Source organism: Streptomyces sp. PR69, assembly GCF_026420845.1.
Lineage (GTDB): Bacteria > Actinomycetota > Actinomycetes > Streptomycetales > Streptomycetaceae > Streptomyces.
In genome coordinates this window covers 231,109-255,894 of the sequence record NZ_JAOWCB010000004.1, presented here as the reverse complement: position 1 = coordinate 255,894, position 24,786 = coordinate 231,109, and the positions used below count along the sequence as shown (strand labels likewise).

Below are 24,786 nucleotides of genomic sequence, written 5' to 3'. Positions count from 1 at the left end.
TGTGGGATCTTTCCCACGGCATCTTCACATGTCAACGAGTTTCGGAAGCAGGCGCGTCGGACAAGTGAACGGCGCTCGCGCCCCGGACGCCCGTACAACGCCTCTACGAGAGCAGCTCCACCTCCGCCAGCACCGCCTCGGGGCCGCCCGTCGGGACCAGGCGGTAGTGCGTGTACGTCCCCGGCCGGGCGACGGTGAAGGCGCGGGTCTGCCGGTCCCAGACGAATGACTCGCCCGAGCGCCGGTCCAGGGTCTGCCAGGCTGTGCCGTCCCGTGAGCCCTGCAGCGTCCAGCCCGTGGGAGCCTGCGCCGCGGCGGACGAGGTCAGGGTGTACTGGACGACGGGCTTCCCGGCGGCGTCCTCGCGCAGGGGCAGTTCCGCCGCCGCCGTGAACTCCGCGGTCGTCGCCGAGGAGTCGTCGGTCAGCGGACCGGACCGCCGCAGGGCGTCCGCACGCGGCGACGGGGCCGCGTCATCCGCGGTGATGGACACCGGGGCGGCGCCCGGCCCCGTCCCCCACGACGACGGCCGCGGACCCATCTCAAACTCCAGCACCCCGCCCCGCGCCAGCAGGCGGTGCGGCAGTGCGGTGGACGTCCACCGCTTGCCGTTCAGCCGGACGCCCTGGACGTAGACGTTCTCCGCGCTGTTCCGCGGCGCCCGGACCACCAGTGTGCGGCCGTTGTCCATCCGCACCGTCGCCCTGGTGAACAGCGGCGAGCCGATCGCGTACTCCCCGCTGCCCATCACCAGCGGATAGAAGCCCAGCGCGCTGAAGAGATACCAGGCCGACTGCTCGCCGTTGTCCTCGTCGCCGTGGTATCCCTGCCCGATCTCACTGCCGACGTAGAGACGGGAGAGCACCTCCCGGACCTTCTCCTGCGTCTTCCAGGGCTGCGCGGCGGCGTTGTACATATACGCGGCATGGTGGGCGACCTGGTTGGAGTGCCCGTACATGCCCATCCGGACATCGCGCGCCTCCGTCATCTCATGGATGACCGAGCCATATGAGCCGACGAACTCCGGCGACGCCGTCTCCGGGGTGGAGAAGTACGCGTCCAGCTTCTGGCCGAGCCCCGCCCGGCCGCCGTAGAGATTGGCCAGACCGCGGGAGTCCTGCGGTGCGGTGAAGGCATAGCCCCAGCCGTTGGTCTCCGTATAGTCATAGCCCCACACCCGCGGGTCGTACGCCTCGCTCTCCACCCGCCAGGACCCGTCCAGGCCGCGGCCCTGGAAGAACCCGGCCCTGGAGTCGAACAGCTTCACATAGTTCCGTGCCCGGTTGCGGAAGTACGCCGACTCCTCCTGGTAGCGGGCCTTCTTTGTCTTCTTGTAGAGGGCTTCGCCCATCTTCGCCAGGCCGTAGTCGTTGAGATACCCCTCAAGCGACCAGGACAGGCCCTCATGGGTCCGGGTCGAGGCATAGCCGAGGAACGGCGAGGTCTCCATGCCCTTGCGGCCCACCCCCGATGACGGGGGCACGACCGTCGCGTTCTTCAACGCCGCCTCATACGCCGCTTCCGCGTCAAAGCGCACACCCTTCACATAGGCGTCGGCGAAGGCGACGTCGGAGCTGGTGCCGGTCATCAGATCGGCATAGCCGGGGGAGGACCAGCGGGAGATCCAGCCGCCGTCCTTGTACTGCTGGACGAAGCCGTCCACCAGCTCACCCGCCTTGCGCGGGGTCAGGAAGGAGTACGCCGGCCAGGTCGTCCGGTAGGTGTCCCAGAAGCCGTTGTTCACATAGACCGTGCCGTCGACGATCTTCGCTCCGGTGTGCGTCGGGCTGTCGGGGCCCTCGGCGGGTGAGAAGGGGCTCGCGTACCGGTGGCGCGGGCGATGCGGTGTGCCGGTGTTCTCAAAACCGGAGTTGGGATAGAGGTAGAGCCGGTAGAGACCCGAGTAGAGCGTGGTGAGCTGGTCGCGGGTGGCCCCCTCGACCCGTACCCGCCCCAGAATCCGGTCCCACTGCCGCTGCGCCCGGCGCATCACCTGCTCGAAGCGCATCGTGCGGGGGATCTCGTAGGACAGGTTCCGCTTCGCCTGCTCGACGCTGATCAGCGAGGTGGCCAATCGCAGCGTCACCGTGCGGTCCCGGCCCGCGTCGAAGCGGAAGCGGCCGGTGACGCCCTCGGCGGCGGCGTCGACCACCGGCGCGTCGAAGACGCCGTAGACGAACATCCGGGTCGCGCCGGTCGACAGTCCGCTCTTGACGTCCGAGTAGCCGGTGAAGGAGCGGGAGTCCGCGTCCAGCGTCAGCCCGCCCTCGGCGGTGACATTGTCGAAGATGACGCTCGCGTCGTCGCCGGGGTAGCTGAAGCGCATCATCGCCGCATGGTCGGCCGGGGCGATCTCCGCCTTCAGGCCGTTCTCGAACGTCACGCCGTAGTAGTGCGGGCGCGCGGTCTCGTTGTCATGGCGGAAGGGGAGGGCACGCGCGGTGCGGGAGGTGTCCGGGACGCCGGCCGCCGCGGACGGCATCAGCTGGAACGTCTGCCGGTCGCCCATCCAGGGGCTGGGCTCATGGCTGGCGCTCAGCGCCTGCAGGGCCGGCAGATTGTCCGCGTTGTTGGCGCGCGCGTACTCGTACAGCCAGCTCCGGGAGCCGGCGTTGGTCACCGGGGTCCAGAAGTTGAAGCCATGCGGGACGGCGGTGGCGGGGAAGGCGTTGCCGCGCGAGTACGAGCCGCTGGAGTTGGTGCCGCGGACCGTGGACACATAGTCCGACAGATGGGCGAGCGGCCGCTCGGGCGGTTTCGGGGCCAGGGCGATGTCATCGATCCAGCCCTGGAACTTCGCGGGTCCTTCGGGGGAGTCGTACGCCACCAGAATCCGGTCGACCCGCTTGCCCGCGGCGACCGCGCCGATCCGCGACGCCACATGGTTCCACTGGTTGGCGTACAGCCGCTTGGCCGCGCCCTGGCCCTGCGGGGTGAGCGGCCCGCCATGGGAGTCGGCCGCCTTCAGTTCGCTGAGATAGGACCCGTCGGTGAAAGCCAGATCCACGGCGACATGGGTGGCCGGATAGTTCAGATCCGTCTCCGGCATGGAGGGGAAGACCCGGTACGACAGCTCCGTGTCCCGCCGGATGAGCAGGTCGACGTCGAAGATCTTGTTATAGGAGTAGGCCCGTCCGTCCGGGTTGTGTGAACCGGCATAGCGCAGTGCCCGCTTTCCCGTGAAACCGGCGCGGGCCTTGGCGGTGGGGGAGCCGGCGGGGCCGCTGTCCACATGGCTGCGCATGGACGGTGGCGCCGGGGTGCCGCTGTCGCCGTCGGAGAACTGCACATCCGCGAGCTGTGTGATGCCCGGTGCGCCGTTGTTACGGGTGATCTCCAGCCGGTAGTGGGCGTACGGCGTCGCCCCGGCGGGCCCGGGGGAGACGTCGTACGTCTTTGTCTCGAAGCGCTTGGCGAACGACTCGCCCTCGCGGGTGTCGAGGACGGTCCACCGCTCGCCGTCGGCGGAGCCTTTCAGCGTCCAGTCCGCGGGGTCGCGCTCCGCGAAGTCATTGGCGGAGGTCAGCGCATATCTGGCGATGTGGATGGGTTCGTCGGTGTCGAACTCGATCCAGGCGGTGGGGGTGAATGTCAGCCATTTGGTGCTGGGCTGGAGGTCGACGAGATTCTCTTTGGTCTCGCCTGCCCCGGTGTTCTCGCCGCTGGCGCGCAGCGCGGTCACCCGGTCGGTGACATTGCCCGGTATCCCGGCGGTGAATCCGCCGTCGACGCCGGACGTCCGCGGCCGACCGTCCGCCTCGGTTTCCACGGCATGCCGCCAGTCCGGCTGTGGATCGCCGTCCTCGAACGACGAGACGAAGGACACGGCGGGGGAGGCGCCCCGGGCGGCTGGTTCCCCCTCCGCCGGCGACGGAAGGGCGACGGCTGCCGACTGCGCCGTCAACGCCAGCAGAGACGCGGCCACCGTCAGGGTGACCGAATGGGCCGTTGGAGTCATATGCATTCCGGCCTTTCCTCCTGTGGAGGCGATGGCGGACAACGTTGTCAAGGTCGATGCGCAGGCTCTAGTAGGGAGGTAAGTGCCGTACGGTGTCAAGGGTGTTGAGCGCGCCGTCGGCCGGAATCACCCGTTCCGTAAAGACTGCCGGGGTCACGGCGGCGTCTGTAGGGGGCATCTGTTCACGAGGTCTCAACTCGGGAAAGACTGCCGCCCAAAGTTGCATTCGATCTTGCTCGGGCGGCGGGAAGTGGACTATACCTGTCGGCGTCCGCAAGGCTGTTCCATACCTTCCAGCTCCACACGTTCCAGCTCCACACGTTTTGCTTCTGTCCGTGTGCGCAACACCGGCTTCACTGAGTTTCCCTCAGGGATACACAGCAACTGACCGCGGTGGCGGGGCCCTTCGCCTGAGGCGAGACATGACGGGCGACCGGTACACCGCCTGAGTCCTGGAGAAGGCGAGGACTTGAGCATGGGATCCACCTCCGCCCACAGCAATGAGGGCTCCGCTCGCACCGACGCGGCCCCGAGCCACGGGGGCCCCGGCCGCCGCGATCTGATCAAGCGTTCCGCAGCGCTCGGCCTGATCACCGTGCCGACCATGAGTTTTCTGTCCGCCTGCGCCTCCGGCGGAGGCGGTGACGAGGGCGGAAGCCAGACCAAGGGCAAGGTCTCCAAGGACAACCCCTTCGGCGTGGCCAAGGGAAGCAAGGTCGAGGTCGTCATCTTCAAGGGCGGATACGGCGACGACTACGCCAAGGCGTGGGAAGCCGCGTTCGACAAGAAGTGGGGCACCACCTCCTCCCACCTCGGCACCCAGGAGATCACCGGAAAGCTCCAGCCGCGGTTCAACGCGGGCAACCCGCCGGATGTCGTGGACAACTCCGGCGCACAGCAGATCAAGCTGGATGTGCTGTTCAAGAGCGGCCAGCTCAGCGATCTGGGCCCGGTGCTGGACGCCCCCTCCCTCGACGACCCCACCAAGAAGGTCCGGGACACCCTGATCCCCGGCGCCGCGGAGCAGGGTCTGCAGGGCGGCAAGATCGTGTCGCTGAACTACGTCTACACCGTCTGGGGTCTGTGGTACTCGGGCAAGCTGTTCAAGGACAAGGGCTGGACGCCGCCCAAGACCTGGGACGACTTCCTCGCCGTCTGCAAGGAAGCCAAGGACGCGGGGATCGGCGGCCTCGCCCACCAGGGCAAACACCCGTACTACATCAATGTGGCCATCATGGATCTGATCGCCAAACTCGGCGGTCTGGACGCCATGAAGGCGATCGACAACCTTGACCCGAAGGCCTTCGCCGGCAGTGATGCCGCCAAGCAGTCCGTCGAGGCGGTCTACGAGGTCGTCGAGAAGGGCTATCTCATGCCCGGCACCAACGGCCTGACGCACACCGAGTCGCAGACCCGCTGGAACCAGTACAAGGCCGCGTTCATCACCTGTGGCTCCTGGCTGGAGAACGAGCAGCTGAAGACGACTCCGGACGACTTCGAGATGACGTTCCTGCCGATGCCGCTGCTGCCCGGCAGTGCGCTGCCCTTCGAGGCGATCCGGGCCGGGGCCGGCGAGCCGTTCATCGTCCCGGAGAAGGCCGGGAACAAGGCCGCGGGACAGGAGTTCCTGCGCTCCATGCTCTCCAAGGAGTGGTCGACGATCTTCGCCCAGCAGGCGAACTCGCTGACCATCGTCAAGGACGGCGTCGATCCGGGCGTGGAGCTGCGGCCCGGCACCAAGTCGGCGGTGGACGCGGTGCGGGCGGCGGGCGAGAACACCTTCAACTACCTGTACCCGAACTGGTACAGCGAGATGGATGTGGAGATCCAGAACGCGTCCAATGAGCTGATGGCCAAGCGCATCCAGCCGGCGGAGTGGCTGAAGCGGGCCCAGGCCGCGGTAGACAAGGCGGCCAAGGACCCGAACAGCAAGGACAACCGGCGCGACTGAGCGCGCGACGGAAACACCCGGAACACCAGGGACAGGATGCCATGCGAAAAGGGCAGCACCAGTTCGTCACGGGATTTCTTCTCGCTCCTGTGGCGCTGTATCTGATCTTTGTGATCTGGCCGTATCTCCAGACGATCGGATACTCGTTCACCGACTGGAAGGGCCAGTCGCAGACCTTCTCCTTCGTGGGCCTCGACAACTACACCGCACTGCTTGAGGACAATGTCTTCCTGCGGGCGATCTGGCACAACATCCTGTTCCTGGTGTTCATCCCGGTGGTCACCATCCTGCTCGCCCTCTTCTTCGCCTTTATGCTCAACGCGGGCGGCCGGGGCGGCGCGGGCGGAGTCCAGGGCATCCAGGGCTCCGGCTTTTACAAGATCGTGTACTTCTTCCCGCAGGTGCTCTCGCTGGCGATCCTCGCGGTGCTCTTCGGCGCCGTCTACCGCAGCGACCAGGGCGGTCTGCTCAACGGCCTGCTCGTCAAAGCGGGGCTGGTGGACGCCGGCCGGCCCATCGAGTGGCTCAACGAGCCCTCTCTGGTGCTGTGGTGTCTGATGGCCGTGGTCGTCTGGCACGGCGTCGGGTTCTATCTGGTGCTGTTCTCCGCGGCCATGCAGTCCATCCCCAGGGAGATCTACGAAGCCTCCCTGCTGGACGGCGCGGGCCGGGCCCAGACGTTCTTCCGGGTCACCCTCCCGCTGCTGTGGGAGTCGGTGCAGACCTCCTGGGTCTACCTCGGCATCACCGCCATGGATCTGTTCGTCCTGGTGTCGACCATGACATCGGGTCAGTTCGGCGGCGGCCCCGACCACCACAGCGAGGTCATGGCCACGGTCCTGATGCGCAACTTCCTGTACTTCGGAAAGAGCGGCTACGCCTGCGCCATGGGTGTGGTGATGCTGCTGCTGACCCTGATCCTGTCCGTCGTCACGCTGCGCGCCACCCGCCGCGAGCGCATCGAATTCTGAGCGGGGAGAGCGATGAGCATCACTGCCAAGGAGTCCGCCGCCGCCGAGCCGGGCGCTTCAGGCCCGGCGGGCGGGCCGAAGAGCGGCCGGCGGACCGTGCGCCCCGGCGACCGCGCCACCGAGGGCGTCACCCTCAATGTCTTCTCGCACGGCTTTCTGGCCCTGTGGGCCGTGCTGATCGTGCTGCCGCTGCTCTGGCTTGTGCTGAGCTCCTTCAAGACCGACGCCCAGATCGGCGGCTCCGCCCTGAGCTGGCCCGGCAACTGGACCTTCGACGTCTTCGTACGGGCCTGGGACAAGGGCATCGGCGACTACTTCACCAACACCGTGATCGTGCTCGCCTTCTCGGTGCCGCTGACCATGCTGTTCGGGTCCATGGCGGCATATGTGCTGGCGCGCTATGAGTTCCCGGGCAACCGCTTCCTGTACTTCTTCTTCGTCGGCGGGGCGATGTTCCCCGTCTTTCTGGCGCTCGTCCCGCTCTACTTCATGGTCGAGCGGTTCGGGATGCTGAACACCTATCAGGGTCTGATCCTGGTCTACATCGCCTACTCGATGCCTTTCACGGTGTTCTTTATGCACGCCTTCTTCCGCACCCTGCCGACGGCGGTGCACGAGGCGGCGGTGATCGACGGAGCCTCGCACACCCGGGCGTTCTTCCAGGTCATGCTGCCGATGGCAAAGCCGGGGCTGCTGAGCGTGGGCATCTTCAACGCACTGGGCCAGTGGAACCAGTACATCCTGCCCGTGGTGCTGATGCAGCCCAGGGACAACAGCGACCCCGAGCGCTATCTGCTCACCCAGGGGCTGGTGCAGCTCCAGCAGCAGCAGGGATACGCCAGCGATCTTCCGGTGCTGTTCGCCGGGGTGACCATCGCCATGATCCCGATGCTGGTCGTGTATCTGTCGTTCCAGCGCCAGGTCCAGTCCGGCCTCACGGCGGGCACGCTGAAGTGACGCAGGAGCGGCCGGCCCGCGGCTGACACCCCTGACCCATGGGAACCGCCCGTATGCGCAGCGTGCGCATACGGGCACGCGTGCGGCCGGACGGCTGCGCCCGTCCCCCGGGCGGGGGAGGCCAGATCTCGGCGAGGTCTCCTTACGGTTCTCCTCCCGCTCAAGGTCTTGACGCGATATGCCCCATCCAGTTGAGCTTAGAGTTCATAAGTTGGAGAGACGCCGGGTCACATCGTGGTGAACCCGGCCGGGGGCGGCCGTCGCGCCGCCCACCGGGGGCAGGAGTGGATGGGTCAATGGAGACTCCGGGGTCGCAGACATCACTGCACCGGGCCAACCTTGAGCGGGTCGTCAGGGCCGTGCGCATGGCGGGCTCGCTCACCCAGGCCGAGATCGCCAGGAGCACCGGCCTGTCGGCCGCCACGGTCTCCAATATCGTTCGCGAATTGAAGGACGGCGGCACGGTCGAGGTCACCCCGACCTCCGCGGGCGGCCGCCGGGCCCGCAGCGTCTCCCTCAGCGGTGACGCGGGCATCGTCATCGGCGTCGACTTCGGCCATACGCATCTGCGGGTGGCCGTCGGCAACCTCGCCCACCAGGTGCTGGCCGAGGAGGCCGAGCCGCTCGATGTCGACGCCTCCTCCGCGCAGGGCTTCGACCGGGCGGAACAGCTGGTCAAGCGGTTGATCGAGGGCTGCGGAATCGGCCAGGACAAGGTGATCGGCGTGGGCCTCGGCGTGCCGGGCCCGATCGACGTGGAGTCCGGCACGCTCGGCTCCACCGCCATCCTGCCGGGCTGGACCGGGATCAACCCCAGCGAGGAGCTCTCCGCCAGGCTCGGCGCGCCGGTCTACGTCGACAACGACGCCAACCTCGGCGCGCTGGGCGAGCTGGTGTGGGGGAGCGGCCGCGGGGTGAAGGACCTCGCCTATATCAAGGTCGCCTCCGGCGTCGGCGCCGGTCTGGTGATCGACGGGCAGATCTACCGCGGCCCGGGCGGCACCGCGGGCGAGATCGGGCACATCACGCTGGACGAGGCGGGCCCGGTGTGCCGCTGCGGCAACCGCGGCTGTCTGGAGACCTTCGCCGCGGCCCGCTATGTGCTGCCCCTGCTCCAGCCCGGTCACGGGGCCGATCTGACCATGGAGCGCGTGGTCCAGCTCGCGCGCGAGGGCGATCCGGGCTGCCGCCGGGTCATCGGGGACGTGGGCCGTCATATCGGCAGCGGTGTGGCCAACCTGTGCAACCTGCTGAACCCCAGCAGGGTGGTGCTCGGCGGCGATCTGGCCGAGGCCGGTGAGCTGGTTCTGGGGCCCATCAGGGACTCCGTGTCCCGCTATGCCATCCCCAGCGCCGCACGGCAGCTGTCGGTGGCCCCCGGGGCCCTCGGCGGGCGGGCCGAAGTGCTGGGCGCGCTCGCTCTCGTACTCAGCGAAATGGGCGATTCGACCCTTCTGGACAGTGCGCTGCAGTCCGGTAGTCCAGCGTTCACTTAGAGAACACATGGCACCGTTGTCATCTCGTTAAGAATTTACTCCTTGACGACAGAGGCGGGGCCGAGTTGACTTCCAGCCACCTCGGCCGCAACGACGCGGCCGCGTCAGGGAGGTTTCGAAAGATGAACACGCGTATGCGTCGTGCAGCCGTCGTCGTCGCAGCCGGTGCGATGGCCGTGTCCCTCGCCGCCTGTGGCAGCGCCAAGGAGTCCGGCGACAAGGCCACGGAGCCGGCCGCCGGTGAGAAGAAGGGCGACGACCTCACCATCGGTCTGCTCCTGCCCGAGAACCAGACCGCCCGCTACGAGAAGTTCGACAAGCCGCTGATCGAGAAGAAGATCAGCGAGCTGACGGGGGGCAAGGCCAAGGTCGTCTACTCCAACGCCAAGCAGGACGCCACCCTGCAGTCGCAGCAGGTCGACACCATGATCACCAACAAGGTGGATGTGCTGATCCTGGACGCGGTGGACGCCAAGGCCATCGCCGGCAGCGTCAACAAGGCCAAGGACGCCGGCATCCCGGTCGTCGCCTACGACCGCCTCGCCGAGGGTCCGATCGACGCCTACACCTCCTTCGACAACGAAGAGGTCGGCCGCGTCCAGGGCCAGGCGCTGCTTGACGCGCTCGGTGACAAGGCCAAGGACGGCCAGATCGTGATGATGCACGGCGCGATCACCGACCCGAACGCCGCGCTGTTCAAGAAGGGCGCCAAGTCCGTCCTCGACGGCAAGGTGAACGTCGGCAAGGAGTACGACACCAAGGAGTGGAAGCCGGAGAACGCCAACTCCAACATGGAGGCGGCGATCTCGGCCCTCGGCAAGGACAAGATCGTCGGTGTCTACTCGGCCAACGACGGCATGGCGGGCGGCATCATCACCGCCCTCCAGGGCGGCGGCTTCACCAAGCTCCCGCCGGTCACCGGCCAGGACGCCGAACTCTCCGGCGTGCAGCGGATCGTGGCGGGCGAGCAGTACATGAGCGTCTACAAGCCGTACGCCCCCGAGGCCGCGGCCGCCGCCGAGATGGCCGTCGCCCTGGCCAAGGGCGAGAAGCTCGACTCCATCGCCAAGGACTCCGTGGACAGCCCCACGACCAAGGGCGTTCCCACCGTCCTGGTCCCGGTCGTCTCGCTGACCAAGGACAACATCAAGGACACCGTCATCAAGGACGGCGTCTACACGGTGCAGGAGATCTGCACGGACAAGTACAAGGCCGCCTGTGACGCGATCGGCCTGAAGTAAGGCCGGCCGGCCCCCTTCGGGCCGCCCCTCGGTCTCGCCCGGTGCTCCGCACCGCATCCAGCCCCGCAACTGGGCGGAGCACCGGGCGAAACGTATCTGCTGTCCGACCGTCCATGGTCTTTCGCAGCACCGCAGACTTCTGCACACTTCTGCTCAGCCTCCGCGCCCTCCACCCCCGTCGGGCGCGGCGTCCCGCCGTCAGGCGGTGAAATCCCCGCCGGTCAGGCGGCGAAGGAGATGGTTCACGTGTCCGCTACGCCCGTGCTGGCGTTGCGAGGGGTCTCCAAGCGGTTCGGCGCCGTACAGGCGCTCACCGACGTAGAGCTCGAGATCCACGCCGGCGAGGTGGTCGCCCTGGTCGGCGACAACGGCGCAGGAAAGTCCACGCTGGTCAAGACGATCGCCGGCGTCCACCCGATCGACGAGGGCGTCATCGAGTGGGAGGGCCGCCCGGTCACGATCAGCCGGCCGCACGACGCCCAGGACCTGGGCATCGCGACCGTCTACCAGGACCTCGCCCTCTGCGACAACATCGACGTCGTCGGCAACCTCTACCTCGGCCGGGAGCTGCGCAAGCGCGGCGTCCTGGACGAGATCGAGATGGAGCGCCGCGCCCGCGAGCTGCTCAGCACGCTGTCGATCCGCATCCCCAGCGTCCGCATCCCCATCGCCTCGCTCTCCGGCGGCCAGCGCCAGACGGTGGCCATCGCCCGCTCGATGCTCGGCGAGCCCAAGCTCGTCATCCTCGACGAGCCCACCGCCGCGCTCGGCGTCGAGCAGACCGCCCAGGTCCTCGACCTGGTCGAGCGGCTGCGTGAGCGCGGCCATGCGGTCATCCTCATCAGCCACAACATGGCCGACGTCAAGGCCGTCGCCGACCGGGTGGCCGTCCTGCGGCTCGGCCGGAACAACGGCGTCTTCGAGGTGAAGAACACCTCGCAGGAAGAGATCATCTCCGCCATCACCGGCGCCACGGACAACGCCGTGACCCGCCGCGCGGCGCGCAGCGCGGAGGCGAAGACCACAGAGAGCGCAGAGGGCGCGGAGACCGCGGACAGCGCGGACAGCGCGGAGAAGGCGGAGGCGAACAAGTGAGCACCGAGAAGACCTCCACCGCGACGGCGACCCCGGCCGGCGCGCCCGCGGACACGGACCACCAGGTCCAGAACCCCCAGGCGGCGCACGCCGCCGTCGCCGCCGTCGACCCCCGGCTGCTGGTGCGCGAACAGGGCTTCGCCGGATACCTCGGGGAGTTCAAGCGCAAGCTGCACGCCGGCGACCTCGGCTCCATCCCCGTCGTCGTCGGACTGATCGTCATCGCGGCGATCTTCCAGAGCCTGAACTCCAACTTCCTCTCCGCCAAGAACCTCAGCGACATCGCCGTCACGATGGTCGCCACCGGCATGATGGCCGTCGGCGTGATCTTCGTCCTGCTGCTCGGCGAGATCGATCTGTCGGTCGGCGCGGTCAGCGGCGTCTCCGGAGCGGTCGTCGCCGTACTCAGCGTCAGCCAGGGCATGAACGAATGGCTCGCCCTCCTCGTCGCCGTCGCGGGCGGCGCGGTCATCGGCGCGCTCCATGGCTTCTTCTTCGCCAGAATCGGGGCGCCTGCCTTCGCCGTCACCCTGGCGGGCCTGCTCTTCTGGCAGGGCTTCATGCTCCAGCTCCTCGGTGACACCGGCACCATCAACATCGACCGCGAAGGTGTGGTCGGCAGCCTGACCACGTACTTCTTCACCGATGTCGCCGCCGCCTACGGTCTGGCCGCCCTCGCCGTGGCCGCGTACTTCCTCTCCGGCTTCCTGGACAGCCGCCGCCGTGAGGCTGCCGGAGTCCCGGCCCGGCCGCTGAGCGACATCGCGCTGCGCGCCGCGGTGCTCGGGGTCATCGCCTTCGCCGCCGCCTATATGTTCAACCAGTACAAGGGACTGCCGCTGGCGCTGGTGCTGTTCCTCGCGGTCCTGGTGGGCACGGACTTCATGCTGCGCCGCACGGCGTACGGCCGGAAGATCTTCGCGCTCGGCGGCAGCGTCGAGGCGTCCCGCCGCGCCGGCATCAATGTCACGGCGGTCCGGATCTCCGTCTTCGCCCTCGCCGGCACCTTCGCCGCCATCGGCGGCCTCTTCTGGGCCTCCAAGATCGCCGCCGCCAACCAGAGCGCCGGCACCGGCGAACTGCTGATGAACGTCATCGCGGCGGCCGTCATCGGCGGCACCAGCCTCTTCGGCGGCCGCGGCCGCACCTGGAACGCCCTGCTCGGCGTCATGGTGATCGTCTCGATCCAGTACGGACTGGCCCTGGAGGGCATCCGCACCCCGGTCCAGTACATGATCACCGGCGCCGTGCTGCTCATCACGGTCGTCATCGACTCCGTCACCCGCAAGACGCAGAAGACGGCGGGCCGCGCCTGACACACGGCAGCTCACAGCGGTGCCCGGCGTGGGGAGACGACGCCGGGCACCGCTGTGTGCCCGTCATCATGCGCCGTACGGGTGACGTAGAACGCACAGTCCGATGACCATGTCCGCCGACGGAACACTAGACTCGGCGGATCGGCATGCTCAACGCAAGGAGGCAGGGTGGAACAGCCGCGCAAACCGCGACCGCCGAAGGCGGTGGCGGGCGACGGGTGGGAGCTGCTGACCCGCATCAGGGGACCGCGCGACCTGGACCGGCTCAGCCCGGAGCAGCTCGACCAGCTCGCCGCGGAGATCCGGACCTTCCTCGTGGACGCCGTCTCCAAGACCGGCGGCCATCTGGGCCCGAACCTCGGCGTGGTCGAGCTGACCATCGCCCTGCACCGGGTTTTCGACTCGCCCAGGGACAAGGTCCTGTGGGACACCGGCCACCAGAGCTATGTGCACAAGCTGCTCACCGGCCGCCAGGACTTCTCCCGGCTCAAGGCCAAGGGGGGCCTGTCCGGCTACCCCTCCCGCGCCGAGTCCGAGCACGACGTCATCGAGAATTCGCACGCCTCGACCGTTCTGGGCTGGGCCGACGGCCTGGCCAAGGCCAATGAGGTCCTCGGGCGCGACGACCATGTCGTCGCCGTCATCGGCGACGGGGCGCTCACCGGCGGCATGGCCTGGGAGGCGCTGAACAACATCGCGGACGCCAAGGACCGCCCCCTCGTCATCGTCGTCAACGACAACGAACGCTCCTACGCCCCCACCATCGGCGGCCTCGCCAACCACCTCGCCACCCTGCGCACCACCGACGGCTACGAGCGCTTCCTGGCCCGTACGAAGGAGGTGCTGGAGCGCACCCCGGTCGTCGGCAAGCCTCTCTTCGACACCCTGCACGGCGCGAAGAAGGGCCTGAAGGACTTCATCGCCCCGCAGGGCATGTTCGAAGACCTCGGGCTGAAGTACGTCGGGCCCATCGACGGCCATGACCTTCAGGCCCTGGAGTCCGCCCTGTCGCGGGCCAAACGCTTCGGCGGCCCCGTCATCGTCCACTGCCTCACCGAGAAGGGCCGCGGCTACCAGCCCGCCCTTCAGGACGAGGCCGACCGCTTCCACGCCGTCGGCAAGATCCACCCCGACACCGGGCTGCCGATCGCCAGCTCCGGCCTCGACTGGACCTCCGTCTTCGGCGAGGAGATGGTCAAGCTCGGCGAGGAGCGCGAGGACGTCGTCGCGATCACCGCCGCGATGCTCCAGCCGGTCGGCCTCGACAAGTTCGCCAAGGTCTTCCCCGACCGGGTGTACGACGTCGGCATCGCCGAGCAGCATGGCGCGGTCTCCGCCGCCGGCCTCGCCACCGGCGGGCTGCACCCCGTCTTCGCCGTGTACGCGACCTTCCTCAACCGCGCCTTCGACCAGGTGCTGATGGATGTGGCGCTGCACAAGTGCGGCGTCACCTTCGTCCTCGACCGGGCCGGCGTCACCGGCACCGACGGCGCGTCCCACAACGGCATGTGGGACATGTCCATCCTCCAGGTCGTCCCCGGACTGCGGATCGCCGCCCCGCGCGACGCCGACCAGGTGCGCGCCCAGCTCCGCGAGGCCGTCGAGGTCGACGACGCGCCGACCGTGGTGCGCTTCTCCAAGGGCGCGGTCGGCCCCGCGGTCCAGGCCGTCGGCCGGATCGGCGGCATGGACGTGCTGCGCACGCCCGCGGACGCCGAGCGGCCCGACGTCCTCATCGTCTCCGTCGGCGCGCTCGCCCCGATGTGTCTGGAGGTCGCCGAACTCCTCGACGCCCAGGGCATCTCCGCGACCGTCGTCGACCCCCGCTGGGTCAAGCCGGTCGACGAGGCGCTCGCGCCGCTGGCCGAGCGGCACCGCGTCGTCGTCACCGTCGAGGACAACTGCCGCGTCGGCGGCGTCGGCGCGGCGGTCTCCCAGGCCCTGCGCGACGCGGGCGTCGACGTCCCGCTGCGCGACTTCGGCATTCCGCCGCGCTTCCTCGACCACGCCTCCCGCAAGGAGGTCCTCGCCGAGATCGGCCTGACCGCCCCGGACATCGCCCGTCAGGTCACGGGCCTGGTGGCCAAGCTGGACGGCCGCTACGAGAGCGAGGCGGTGGAGCCGGCCCGCGACTGACGCCGGACCGAGCATCGAACACGCTGGGGCGTGGGCCGCCTGCCCACGCCCCAGCGCTGTGTCCATGCCGCTGCCGGACCTGCCTGCGGCAGTGCTCGGGGCCGTGCTCCGGGCAGTGCTCCGGTCCATGTGCTCGGCGGGCCGACGTCCTGGGGCGCGGGGGCGTGCCGGGCGCCCAGCCTGAGAAGGCGGCGGCCCGCAGCCCGTCCGTGCCCCGCCGGGAAGCCGCGGCCCATGGCACGTGTGCGCCGGCTGCCGCGCCCCGGTGCACAAAGGGCGCAGCGCCGCGCGTCCCGCCGGCTGCCTCTGCGCAGGCGCGCGGCCACGGGCCTTGGGCACGTGCGCCGATTCCGGCGATATTCAGGGTCCTGCCGTAGGGGACAGGCAGGAGCACCAGCGGAGCCGTATCGAACCGAGCCCGCAACCTCGGTTGTTTACGGCCGAGCAGTTGACGAGCGACGACGGCCGTCGCGCGCAAGCGAGCGCGAGCCGCTCGGTCAGCGGCACAGACGTGAAGCTGCTGGCACGCGGGGTGCGGGGCGACAGCCCCGCGATCCTTACTCTCCCCCGGAAGGGGGGCCGGGGGCGCTCCCCGGCCCGCTACCCCCGCACCGTCCGCGGCCCCGCGCACTCCGCCCCGTACGCCACCACCCGCGCCCGCAGCTCCCGGTCCGCAGTGACCACGACCACGGCGCGGCCGCCGGGGCCGTCGGGACCGCCGTCCGGCGGCCCGGCTCCGGCCGCCTCCTCCCGTACGAGCTCCACGATCCGGTCGTCCCCGCTGCCCGGCGCGGACTCGACGCGGACGCCGGGCACGGACTCCACCCCGCGCGCCGCGCCCTCCACGACGAGGACGATCTCGACCGGGCCGGGATGCCCGGCCAGTCCGCTCGCCGTCAGCGGGGCGAGCCGGTCACGGAGCCGCTCGGCGGCGCCGCGGCGGTCGCGCCACCAGCCGTCCGGCACGGAGCCGACGACATTGGCCCCGTCGACCACCACCAGAACCGGTCGCGCTCCCGCCGGGCGCAGCGGCTCCTGACCGCCCATAGGCTCTCCCCGTGACATGGTGTTCCGCGTCACCCCCCGGTGGCGGGGGACTTCTTCGCGGACTGCGGTATCTCCGAGTCCTCGCGGATCGCCTGCCACAGCTGCTCGGCCTGCGGCTCCGCGGCCACCACCCGGTTGGGGTCGATCGTGTCATAGGCCACCGGCAGCATGATCGTCTCCATCGAGCCCGGGTCCACGCCCTTCATGCTCTCGGCGAAGTCCGCCAGCTTGCTCAGTGAGGCGAGCTCGGCGTCGGTGGTCAGTGATTTGGTCGCCGAGTCGGCGATCTTGAAGGTCTTGGCAGGGCTGCCCAGCAGGTCCTGCTCCTTGACCTCGCTGAGCAGCGCCGTCAGAAACTGCTGCTGCAGCCCGATCCGCCCGAGGTCGCTTCCGTCGCCGATGCCGTGCCGGGTGCGGACGAACTTCAGCGAGTCGGCGCCGTTGAGCTTCTGCGGACCGGCCGCCAGGTCGAGACCGGTGTGCCTGTCGTGGATAGGCTCCTCGATATCCACGGTGACCCCGCCTATGGCGTCCACGAGGTCCTTGAACCCGGCGAAGTCGATCTCCATATAGTGGTCGATGCGCACGCCGGACATCTTCTCCACGGTCTTGACCACACAGGCCGGACCGGCGCTGGAGTAGACGGAGTTGAACATCACACGCTCCGCCGAGGGCAGCGTCGCCCCGTCGCCCTTCACACACTCGGGCCGGGTCACCAGGGTGTCGCGGGGGATGCTGACCGCGACCGCCTTGGTCCGGCCCTCGGGTATATGCACGACAAGCGCGGTATCCGACCGCGCCCCGGTCGCATTCCCGCCGCCCAGCGCCTTGTTGTCCCCGGCGCGTGAATCGGAGCCCAGCAGCAGGATGTCCATGGCCCCGGCGACCTTTTTCTCGGGCCGGTCCTCACCGAGGGACTTGTTCAGATCGACGGCCTCGATATTGCCGTCGAGCCTGCTGTACAGCCAGTAGCCGGTACCCCCGGCGGCAAGCAGCAGCACCACGAGCGTCAGCAGTACGACCCTGCCCCACCGCCGCTTGCGGCCGTCGGCTGCGCGTCGTGCTCGGCGGCCGGAAGGGGCGGTGTTCTCCGTCATACTCCTCGAATCCTCTGCTGGGCATCCGCTCGGGGCGGGGCGGGACTCGGGTGGGGGGTGCCGGTCCGCGGTGAACAGCTGGCCGACCGTGCACTATAGACATATTTTCGAGTCCATGCCGTCAGTTTGAGGAAAGTGTCCGGCCCGGTGGCCGCCGTTTCGACGGCGGCCACCGGGCCGGACGACTTCGCTGGTCACGCGGGGACGGAGGCCACCCCGGGCTCCAGGAACGTCTTGCCGTTCACCCGCTCGGAGACGCCCTCGCGGTCCAGGTACGGCGTGATGCCGCCCAGGTGGAAGGGCCAGCCGGCGCCGGTGATCAGGCAGAGGTCGATGTCCTGGGCCTCGGCGACGACGCCCTCGTCCAGCATCAGACCGATCTCCTGGGCCACCGCCTCCAGGACGCGGGCGCGGACCTGCTCCTCGGTCAGGACCGTGTCGCCCTGCTGGAGGAGGGCGGCGACCTCCGGGTCCAGCTCCGGCTTCCCGGAGTCATAGACGTAGAAGCCGCGCTTGCCCGCCTCCACGACCGCCTTCAGGTTCGGGGAGACCTTGAAGCGGTCCGGGAAGGCGCGGTTGAGGGTCTCGGAGACATGCAGACCGATCGCCGGGCCGACCAGCTCCAGCAGGACCAGCGGCGACATCGGCAGACCCAGCGGCTCGACGGCCTTCTCGGCCGTGGCGACCGGGGTGCCCTCGTCGATGACGTTCTGGATCTCGCCCATGAAGCGGGTCAGGATGCGGTTGACCACGAAGGCCGGGGCGTCCTTGACCAGCACCGCGGTCTTCTTCAGCTTCTTCGCCACGCCGAAGGCGGTGGCCAGCGACGCGTCGTCGGTCTGCTCGCCGCGCACGATCTCCAGCAGCGGCAGCACCGCGACCGGGTTGAAGAAGTGGAAGCCGACCACACGCTCCGGGTGCTTGAGCTTGGAGGCCATCTCCGTCACCGACAGGGAGGAGGTGTTGGTGGCGAGGATCGCGTGCTCCGGGGCGACCGCCTCGACCTCGGCGAACACCTGCTGCTTGACGCCGATCTCCTCGAAGACGGCCTCGATGATGAAGTCGGCGTCACAGAAGCCCTCGGCCTTGTCCAGCACACCGGTGACCATGGCCTTGAGGCGGTTGGCCTTGTCCTGGTTGATACGGCCCTTGCCGAGCAGCTTGTCGATCTCGCCGTGGACATAGCCCACACCCTTGTCGACGCGCTCCTGGTCGATGTCGGTCAGCACGACCGGCACCTCAAGGCGGCGCAGGAACAGCAGCGCCAGCTGAGAGGCCATCAGACCAGCGCCGACGACGCCGACCTTGGTGACCGGACGGGCCAGCGACTTGTCCGGCGCGCCGGCCGGACGCTTGCCGCGCTTCTGCACCAGGTTGAAGGCGTAGATGCCGGAGCGCAGCTCGCCGCCCATGATCAGGTCGGCGAGGGCGGCGTCCTCGGCGTCGAAGCCCTTCTGCAGATCGGCGTCCTTGGCCGCCTCGATGATGTCCAGCGCGCGGTATGCGGCTGGGGCCGCGCCGTGCACCTTGGAGTCGGCGATGAACCGGCCGCGCGCCACGGCCTGGTCCCAGGCCTCGCCGCGGTCGATCTCCGGGCGCTCGACGGTCACGGAGCCGTTCAGCACCGACGCCGTCCAGATGAGCGACTGCTCCAGGAAGTCGGCGCCCTCGAAGATGGCGTCCGCGATGCCGAGATCGAAGACCTGGGCGCCCTTGAGCTGCTTGTTCTGGTTGAGCGAGTTCTCGATGATCACCGAGACCGCGTTGTCCGCGCCGATCAGGTTCGGCAGGATCGTGCAGCCGCCCCAGCCCGGTACGAGCCCGAGGAAGACCTCCGGCAGCGAGAAGGCGGGCAGCGCCTTGGAGACGGTGCGGTAGGTGCAGTGCAGACCGACCTCGACGCCGCCGCCCATCGCCGCGCCGTTGTAGTACGCGAACGTCGGCACGGCCAGCGACGACAGCCGCTTGAAGACCTCGTGGCCACCCTTGCCGATGGCCAGCGCGTCCTCGTGGCGCTTGAGCAGCTCCACGCCCTTGAGGTCGGCGCCGACGGCGAAGATAAACGGCTTGCCGGTGATGCCGACGCCGGTGATCTGGCCCTCGGCGGCCTCCTTCTCCACCTGGTCGACAGCGGCGTTCAGATTCGCCAGCGACTGGGGGCCGAAGGTGGTCGGCTTGGTGTGGTCCAGACCGTTGTCCAGCGTGATCAGGGCGAAGTTGCCCGCGCCCGCCGGCAGCTGGAAGTGGCGCACATGCGCCTGAGTGACGACCTCGTCAGGGAACAGCTCTGCCGCGCCCTTCAGGAGTTCAGCGGTGGTGCTCACTTGTTGCCTCCGTCGAAGTGCGGGTTCTCCCAGATGACCGTGGCGCCCATGCCGATGCCGACGCACATGGTGGTCAGGCCGTAGCGGACCTCGGGCTGCTCCTCGAACTGGCGGGACAGCTGCGTCATCAGCCGTACGCCGGAGGAGGCGAGAGGGTGGCCGTACGCGATCGCGCCGCCGTACTGGTTGACGCGCGGGTCGTCGTCGGCGATGCCGTAGTGGTCCAGCAGGGCCAGCACCTGGACGGCGAATGCCTCGTTGATCTCGAACAGGCCGATGTCGCCGATGGACAGGCCCGCCTTCGCCAGGGCCTTCTCGGTCGCCGGGATGGGACCGTAGCCCATCACCTCCGGCTCGACGCCGGTGAAGGCGTACGAGACCAGGCGCATCTTGACCGGGAGGCCGTTCTCGCGTGCGAAGTCCTCCGCGGCGATGAGGGAGGCGGTGGCGCCGTCGTTGAGGCCCGCGGCGTTGCCGGCGGTGACCCGGCCGTGCACACGGAACGGCGTCTTGAGACCGGCGAGGTTCTCCAGGGTCGTGCCCGGGCGCATCGGCTCGTCGGCGGTGACCAGGCCCCAGCCCAGCTCCCCGCCCTCGGGCGTGGTGCGGCGGACCGAGATCGGCACCAGGTCCTGCTGGATCTTGCCGTTGGCGTACGCCTTGGCGGCCTTCTCCTGGGAGCGCACGGCGTACTCGTCGGCGCGCCGCTTGGTGATCTGGGGGTAGCGGTCGTGGAGGTTCTCCGCGGTCATACCCATGACCAGGGCGGACTCGTCGACCAGCTTCTCCGAGACGAAGCGGGGGTTCGGGTCGACGCCCTCGCCCATGGGGTGACGGCCCATGTGCTCGACACCGCCGGCGATGACGGCGTCGTACGCGCCGAAGGCGATGGAACCGGCGGTCGTCGTCACGGCGGTCATCGCGCCCGCGCACATGCGGTCGATGGAGTAGCCGGGCACGGTGTGCGGCAGCCCGGCGAGCAGCCCGGCGGTGCGGCCCAGGGTGAGCCCCTGGTCGCCGATCTGCGTGGTCGCGGCGATCGCAACCTCGTCGATCTTGGCAGGGTCCAGGCCGGGGTTGCGCCGCAGCAGCTCCCGGATGGACTTCACGACGAGGTCGTCGGCCCGGGTCTCGTGGTAAATGCCCTTCGGGCCCGCCTTGCCGAACGGGGTGCGGACGCCGTCGACGAAGACGACGTCCCTGACGGTACGAGGCACGATGGCTCTCCTCCAGGGTGCGGGGTGGCACTGCTGCGGGGCACGCCTAAGCGCGCGCTTGCTACACCCATGCTACTTGTGGGTAACCATGCTGCCCAGCCCCCACGACGACAGCGGTGAACGTCACACGGCGTTATGTTTCCCCGGCGGCCGGCGCCGGGCACATGCGGCGAGCCCCTGCGCCTTCGGCTGCAGGGGCGGACCGCTCAGAGGTCAGGTCGAGGGTCAGGGCTGCGCCGTGAGGGCGCGGGCCAGCAGGGGGGCGACCTGGTCGATCTGCCAGGGGCGGGCGCCGTGGGAGGTCAGCGCGGCGCGCACCGCCTCAGGCGTCGCCTCGGCCGGCGGCTCCCAGCACACCCGGCGCACCGTGTCCGGCGTGATCAGGTTCTCCTGCGGCAGCCCGAGCTCCTCAGCGAGCGCCGACACCGCCGCCCGGGCCGCGGACAGCCGGGCGGCCGCCGCCGGGTCCTTGTCCGCCCACGAGCGCGGCGGCGGCGGGCCGCCCGGCGGCTGGCCCGGCTGCGGCAGCTCCGCATCCGGCAGCGCCTTCGCCCGGTCCACCGCGGCCTGCCAGTGTTCGAGCTGCCGCCGCCCCATCCGATGGCCAAAGCCCGGCAGCCCGGTCAGCGCGTGCACATTCGCGGGCATGCCGAGGGCCGCCTCCACGATCGCCGCGTCGCTGAGCACCTTGCCGGGGGAGACGTCACGCCGCTGGGCCACCTTGTCCCGCGCCGTCCACAGCTCCCGCACCACCGCCATCTGCCGGCGGCGGCGCACCTTGTGCATGCCGGACGTACGCCGCCACGGGTCCTTGCGCGGCTGCGGGGGCGGCGCCGAGGCGATCGCGTCGAACTCCTGGCGGGCCCACTCCAGCTTCCCCTGCCGGTCGAGCTCCTTCTCCAGCGCGTCCCGCAGATCGATCAGCAGCTCCACATCGAGCGCCGCATACCGCAGCCAGGGCTCGGGCAGCGGCCGGGTCGACCAGTCGACCGCCGAGTGGCCCTTCTCCAGGGCGTACCCGAGGACGCTCTCCACCATCGCGCCCAGCCCGACCCGCGGAAAGCCCGCGAGCCGCCCGGCCAGCTCGGTGTCGAACAGCCGGGACGGGAGCATGCCTATCTCCCGCAGACACGGCAGGTCCTGGGTCGCCGCATGCAGAATCCACTCCGCGCCGGCCAGCGCCTCGCCGAGCCCCGAGAGATCGGGGCAGCCGACGGGGTCGATGAGCGCCGTGCCCGCGCCCTCCCGGCGGAGCTGCACCAGATACGCCCGCTGTCCGTAGCGGTAGCCGGACGCCCGCTCGGCGTCGACGGCCACCGGGCCGCGGCCGCGCGCGAACGCGGCGATCGCCTCGTCCAGCGCGTCCTGTGCGGCGATCACCGGAGGAACCCCTTCGCGGGGCTCCAGCAGGGGGATAGGGGCCTCGGCTGCTGCGACGCCGTCGTCCGGAGGAGCGCCCCCGGCGGTTCGCAGTGCTGTCTCTGCTGCGGTGTCTTGGGCGTCGGTCACGTGTCAAGGGTATCTGTACGGACGTGCGGCTGACCTGCATCATCGACACACGGCTCAGGTGACCTGCGAAAGCACGTTGCAGTCGAGCCCATGGCCGCGCGATGGCTCCCGCACCGCGGGGCGCGTCTGCTAGGCCGGGGTGTCCTCGCCTGGCCAGTCCGGATCGTCGGCCGCCGTGGGAAGCTCGCTGTAGCCCTCCGACCAGTGGTTGACCCATCCGCACATCGGGCATGCGTATCGCCCGGCCAGGCCATGGACTTCGGTCCCGCACCGAAGGCAGTCGGTGCGGGTGATCTCAGGCAGCGTGTAACCGCCGCCGCCTGTCTCCTGCGATGTCATGCCCGCAGGCTACTTGCGCCTGTCGCGGGTGAACGCAAGGCACCCGTCGGCGGAACGTTCCGCCGACGGGCGCGCACGGGTGCGGGCCGTGCTCAGTGGATGATGCCCGTGCGCAGCGCGACCGCGACCATGCCGGCCCGGTCGCCGGTGCCGAGCTTGCGGGCGATGCGGGCGAGGTGGCTTTTGACCGTCAGTGCGGACAGGCCCATCGAGACGCCGATCGCCTTGTTCGACTGGCCTTCGGCGACCAGGCGCAGCACCTCCACCTCGCGGCCGGACAGTTCGCGGTAGCCGCCGGGGTGGCTGGGGGCGCCCGGAGGGCGGCGGTGCATACGGCCGGCCGCGGCGCCGATCGGGGAGACGCCGGGGCGGGCCGGGTGCCCGATGTTGGTCCGGGTGCCGGTGACGACATAGCCCTTGACGCCCCCGGCCAGGGCGTTGCGCACGGCGCCGATGTCGTCGGCCGCGGAGAGCGCCAGACCGTTGGGCCAGCCGGCGGCGCGGGTCTCGGACAGCAGGGTCAGCCCGGAACCGTCGGGCAGATGGACGTCGGCCACGCAGATGTCGCGCGGGTTGCCGATTCGGGGACGGGCCTCCGCGATGGACGAAGCCTCGATGACGTCACGCACTCCAAGCGCCCACAGATGACGGGTGACAGTGGAGCGGACGCGCGGGTCGGCGACGACGACCATGGCCGTCGGCTTGTTCGGGCGGTAGGCGACCAGGCTTGCGGGCTGCTCGAGAAGAACGGACACCAGGCCTCCTGGGGAAGGTGCGGGACGGGCCGGCTCGGGGATGAAGCCGGGGCGAACCGTGCAGTTAGGGTCACTGACCTCTTCGGCACCAATCCCGGCGTCCTTTAGAGAATGATCACGATTTGGTGAGTAACAATCCGGGCAATTCGGACGGGTGATCGATCATCCTACGAGGAAGCCGTCCGGAGCAGCGCGCTTGGGTGATGCGCATGCGCCCGAGTGCCCCGTGTCCCGCGGCGCGCGCGGCGCTTGCGCCCGGCGTGCGTGGCCCGTCGCCCGGGCCCCGACCGGTCAGGTCCGGTGCGGATGCGGGTCGGTTCCGGTGACGCACACCCGGCACGGAGGGCGGGGGCGCCGGACGGCATCCGGATCGCGTACGACCCCGGGACTCGGGGCCCGAGGCCCGGGGTTCGAAGCCGTACCTGTCTGGCTGGGCGTCAGCGTACGGGCCCGGAGGGCCTGTCGGAGTCCGGCCGCCGGCCCGGAGCGCGGGCCGGACGCCTTGCCCGCAGCCGCCGACGGGGGGTGCTGCATGCCTCGGCAGCGCCCCGGCCGGTGGCCGTGCCCGTATGGCTCGGGGGGCACGTACGGCCGCACCGCGGCTCCGGCGCGCCGATCGGCAGCCGTCCCCTGGCGGGCCTCAGCGCTGCTGGGGACCGCGGCGCTGGGGCAGGGAGACCACGCCCCCGCCGGTGTCCCCGCCGGCCGGGGTGGGCGGCAGGCCGGCGATCTGGCACAGCAGATCGCACCAGGCCGCGAGGTGGGACGCCGTGTCCGGGACGCCGTGCGGCGACTCCGACGGGGTCCAGGACGCGCGGATCTCGATCTGCGAGGCCGGCCGCCGTGCCGCGAGTCCACCGAAATAGTGAGACCCCGCGCGGGTGACGGTCCCGCTCGGCTCCCCGCACTCCAGGCCCCGCGCCTCAAGCGCCCCCGTCAGCCACGACCAGCAGACCTCCGGCAGCAGCGGATCCGCCGCCATCTCCGGCTCCAGCTCCGCGCGCACCAGGGTCACCAGCCGGAACGTCCCCCGCCAGGCGTCATGCCCTGCCGGGTCGTGCAGCAGCACCAGACGGCCGTCCGCCAGGTCCTCGTCGTCCTGGACGACCGCGGCCTCCAGGGCGTACGAGTAGGGGGCCAGCCGCTGCGGAGGGCGGGTCGGATCCACTTCGATCTCCGGGCGCGGCCGCGCGGTCCGCAGCGCGTCGACCGCGAGCCGGAACGTGTGCGGGACCGAGTTTTCTTCGCGGCTCTCTTCGCGGCTTCCCTCGCTGTGTCCCGCGTCCTCCGCCGCGCGACCGCGCCCGCTCGCGGAGCTGTTGGAATGATCGGAAGAGTGTCCCTGAGGCGCAGCCATGCGGGGAAGAGTAGGCGGAA

At 69.7% G+C, this 24,786-nt stretch carries 16 protein-coding genes and 1 pseudogene; 8 read left to right on the top strand and 9 right to left on the bottom strand.

All coding sequences use genetic code 11. From position 1 onward, the window contains the following. Window positions 1-103: 103 nt before the first annotated feature. A complete protein-coding gene (locus OF819_RS05820) occupies window positions 104-3,964 on the bottom strand; it encodes a GH92 family glycosyl hydrolase (protein WP_267242257.1) in 3,861 nt (1,286 codons plus the stop codon). A 469-nt stretch (window positions 3,965-4,433) separates the two neighbouring features. On the opposite strand from OF819_RS05820, the gene ngcE reads away from it, so the two are divergent. The 8 genes and pseudogenes from ngcE to dxs all read left to right on the top strand — a co-directional run bounded on the left by ngcE (window position 4,434) and on the right by dxs (window position 15,121). Then, the gene (gene ngcE / locus OF819_RS05815) at window positions 4,434-5,909 is read left to right on the top strand and encodes an N-acetylglucosamine/diacetylchitobiose ABC transporter substrate-binding protein (RefSeq protein WP_267242256.1); all 1,476 of its coding nucleotides are present in this window, start codon (window positions 4,434-4,436) and stop codon (window positions 5,907-5,909) included. A gap of 41 nt (window positions 5,910-5,950) precedes the next feature. Beyond that, entirely contained in the window at window positions 5,951-6,880 is a 930-nt protein-coding gene (locus tag OF819_RS05810) for a carbohydrate ABC transporter permease (RefSeq protein WP_267242255.1), read from the top strand. 12 nt (window positions 6,881-6,892) lie between these two features. Then, window positions 6,893-7,837: a carbohydrate ABC transporter permease gene (locus OF819_RS05805; RefSeq protein ID WP_267242254.1), complete on the top strand. Its 945-nt coding sequence runs from the start codon at window positions 6,893-6,895 to the stop codon at window positions 7,835-7,837. A 296-nt stretch (window positions 7,838-8,133) separates the two neighbouring features. After that, on the top strand, window positions 8,134-9,333 hold the full coding sequence (locus tag OF819_RS05800; RefSeq protein WP_267242253.1) for an ROK family transcriptional regulator: 1,200 nt from the start codon (window positions 8,134-8,136) through the stop codon (window positions 9,331-9,333). A gap of 134 nt (window positions 9,334-9,467) precedes the next feature. Further along, window positions 9,468-10,574 (top strand): sugar ABC transporter substrate-binding protein, encoded by a 1,107-nt coding sequence (locus OF819_RS05795; RefSeq protein ID WP_267242252.1) that lies wholly within the window; start codon window positions 9,468-9,470, stop codon window positions 10,572-10,574. A gap of 237 nt (window positions 10,575-10,811) precedes the next feature. Beyond that, window positions 10,812-11,588, top strand: a pseudogene (locus tag OF819_RS05790) (ATP-binding cassette domain-containing protein); the annotation flags it as partial. Window positions 11,589-11,665: 77 nt separating this feature from the next. Continuing rightward, on the top strand, window positions 11,666-12,985 hold the full coding sequence (locus tag OF819_RS05785) for a sugar ABC transporter permease (RefSeq protein ID WP_267242251.1): 1,320 nt from the start codon (window positions 11,666-11,668) through the stop codon (window positions 12,983-12,985). A gap of 225 nt (window positions 12,986-13,210) precedes the next feature. Further along, the gene (dxs, locus tag OF819_RS05780) at window positions 13,211-15,121 is read left to right on the top strand and encodes a 1-deoxy-D-xylulose-5-phosphate synthase (protein WP_267242328.1); all 1,911 of its coding nucleotides are present in this window, start codon (window positions 13,211-13,213) and stop codon (window positions 15,119-15,121) included. A 600-nt stretch (window positions 15,122-15,721) separates the two neighbouring features. Here the strand turns inward: dxs and OF819_RS05775 are convergent. The 8 genes from OF819_RS05775 to OF819_RS05740 form a co-directional block, all read right to left on the bottom strand. After that, a complete protein-coding gene (locus OF819_RS05775; RefSeq protein WP_267242250.1) occupies window positions 15,722-16,168 on the bottom strand; it encodes an NTP pyrophosphohydrolase in 447 nt (148 codons plus the stop codon). Window positions 16,169-16,197: 29 nt separating this feature from the next. After that, window positions 16,198-17,265 carry an LCP family protein gene (locus OF819_RS05770; RefSeq protein WP_267242249.1) on the bottom strand — a complete coding sequence of 356 codons (1,068 nt, stop codon included), beginning with the start codon at window positions 17,263-17,265 and terminating at the stop codon, window positions 16,198-16,200. 194 nt (window positions 17,266-17,459) lie between these two features. Further along, window positions 17,460-19,589 carry a 3-hydroxyacyl-CoA dehydrogenase NAD-binding domain-containing protein gene (locus tag OF819_RS05765; RefSeq protein ID WP_267242248.1) on the bottom strand — a complete coding sequence of 710 codons (2,130 nt, stop codon included), beginning with the start codon at window positions 19,587-19,589 and terminating at the stop codon, window positions 17,460-17,462. Next, entirely contained in the window at window positions 19,586-20,806 is a 1,221-nt protein-coding gene (locus tag OF819_RS05760) for a thiolase family protein (protein WP_267242247.1), read from the bottom strand. Before OF819_RS05760 ends, OF819_RS05765 begins: the two co-directional genes overlap by 4 nt. Before the next feature lie 225 nt (window positions 20,807-21,031). Continuing rightward, window positions 21,032-22,315 (bottom strand): ribonuclease D, encoded by a 1,284-nt coding sequence (locus OF819_RS05755; protein WP_267242246.1) that lies wholly within the window; start codon window positions 22,313-22,315, stop codon window positions 21,032-21,034. Between the two features lie 129 nt (window positions 22,316-22,444). Next, window positions 22,445-22,654, bottom strand: a complete 210-nt coding sequence (locus tag OF819_RS05750) for a hypothetical protein (protein ID WP_267242245.1) — start codon at window positions 22,652-22,654, stop codon at window positions 22,445-22,447. Between the two features lie 92 nt (window positions 22,655-22,746). Next, window positions 22,747-23,409, bottom strand: coding sequence for a response regulator transcription factor (locus OF819_RS05745; RefSeq protein WP_240136704.1), 663 nt, complete (start codon window positions 23,407-23,409; stop codon window positions 22,747-22,749). 640 nt (window positions 23,410-24,049) lie between these two features. Continuing rightward, entirely contained in the window at window positions 24,050-24,766 is a 717-nt protein-coding gene (locus tag OF819_RS05740) for a DUF3000 domain-containing protein (protein ID WP_267242244.1), read from the bottom strand. Between the last annotated feature and the right edge of the window lie 20 nt (window positions 24,767-24,786).

What these genes read in the sequence shown, in the direction of transcription:
- OF819_RS05770 (WP_267242249.1), bottom strand. Translation starts at nt 17,265, where the DNA reads ATGACGGAGAACACCGCCCCTTCCGGCCGCCGAGCACGACGCGCAGCC.
- OF819_RS05740 (WP_267242244.1), bottom strand. Translation starts at nt 24,766, where the DNA reads ATGGCTGCGCCTCAGGGACACTCTTCCGATCATTCCAACAGCTCCGCG.
- OF819_RS05810 (WP_267242255.1), top strand. Translation starts at nt 5,951, where the DNA reads ATGCGAAAAGGGCAGCACCAGTTCGTCACGGGATTTCTTCTCGCTCCT.
- OF819_RS05775 (WP_267242250.1), bottom strand. Translation starts at nt 16,168, where the DNA reads ATGGGCGGTCAGGAGCCGCTGCGCCCGGCGGGAGCGCGACCGGTTCTG.
- OF819_RS05800 (WP_267242253.1), top strand. Translation starts at nt 8,134, where the DNA reads ATGGAGACTCCGGGGTCGCAGACATCACTGCACCGGGCCAACCTTGAG.
- OF819_RS05820 (WP_267242257.1), bottom strand. Translation starts at nt 3,964, where the DNA reads ATGCATATGACTCCAACGGCCCATTCGGTCACCCTGACGGTGGCCGCG.
- OF819_RS05750 (WP_267242245.1), bottom strand. Translation starts at nt 22,654, where the DNA reads ATGACATCGCAGGAGACAGGCGGCGGCGGTTACACGCTGCCTGAGATC.
- ngcE (WP_267242256.1), top strand. Translation starts at nt 4,434, where the DNA reads ATGGGATCCACCTCCGCCCACAGCAATGAGGGCTCCGCTCGCACCGAC.
- OF819_RS05795 (WP_267242252.1), top strand. Translation starts at nt 9,468, where the DNA reads ATGCGTCGTGCAGCCGTCGTCGTCGCAGCCGGTGCGATGGCCGTGTCC.
- OF819_RS05805 (WP_267242254.1), top strand. Translation starts at nt 6,893, where the DNA reads ATGAGCATCACTGCCAAGGAGTCCGCCGCCGCCGAGCCGGGCGCTTCA.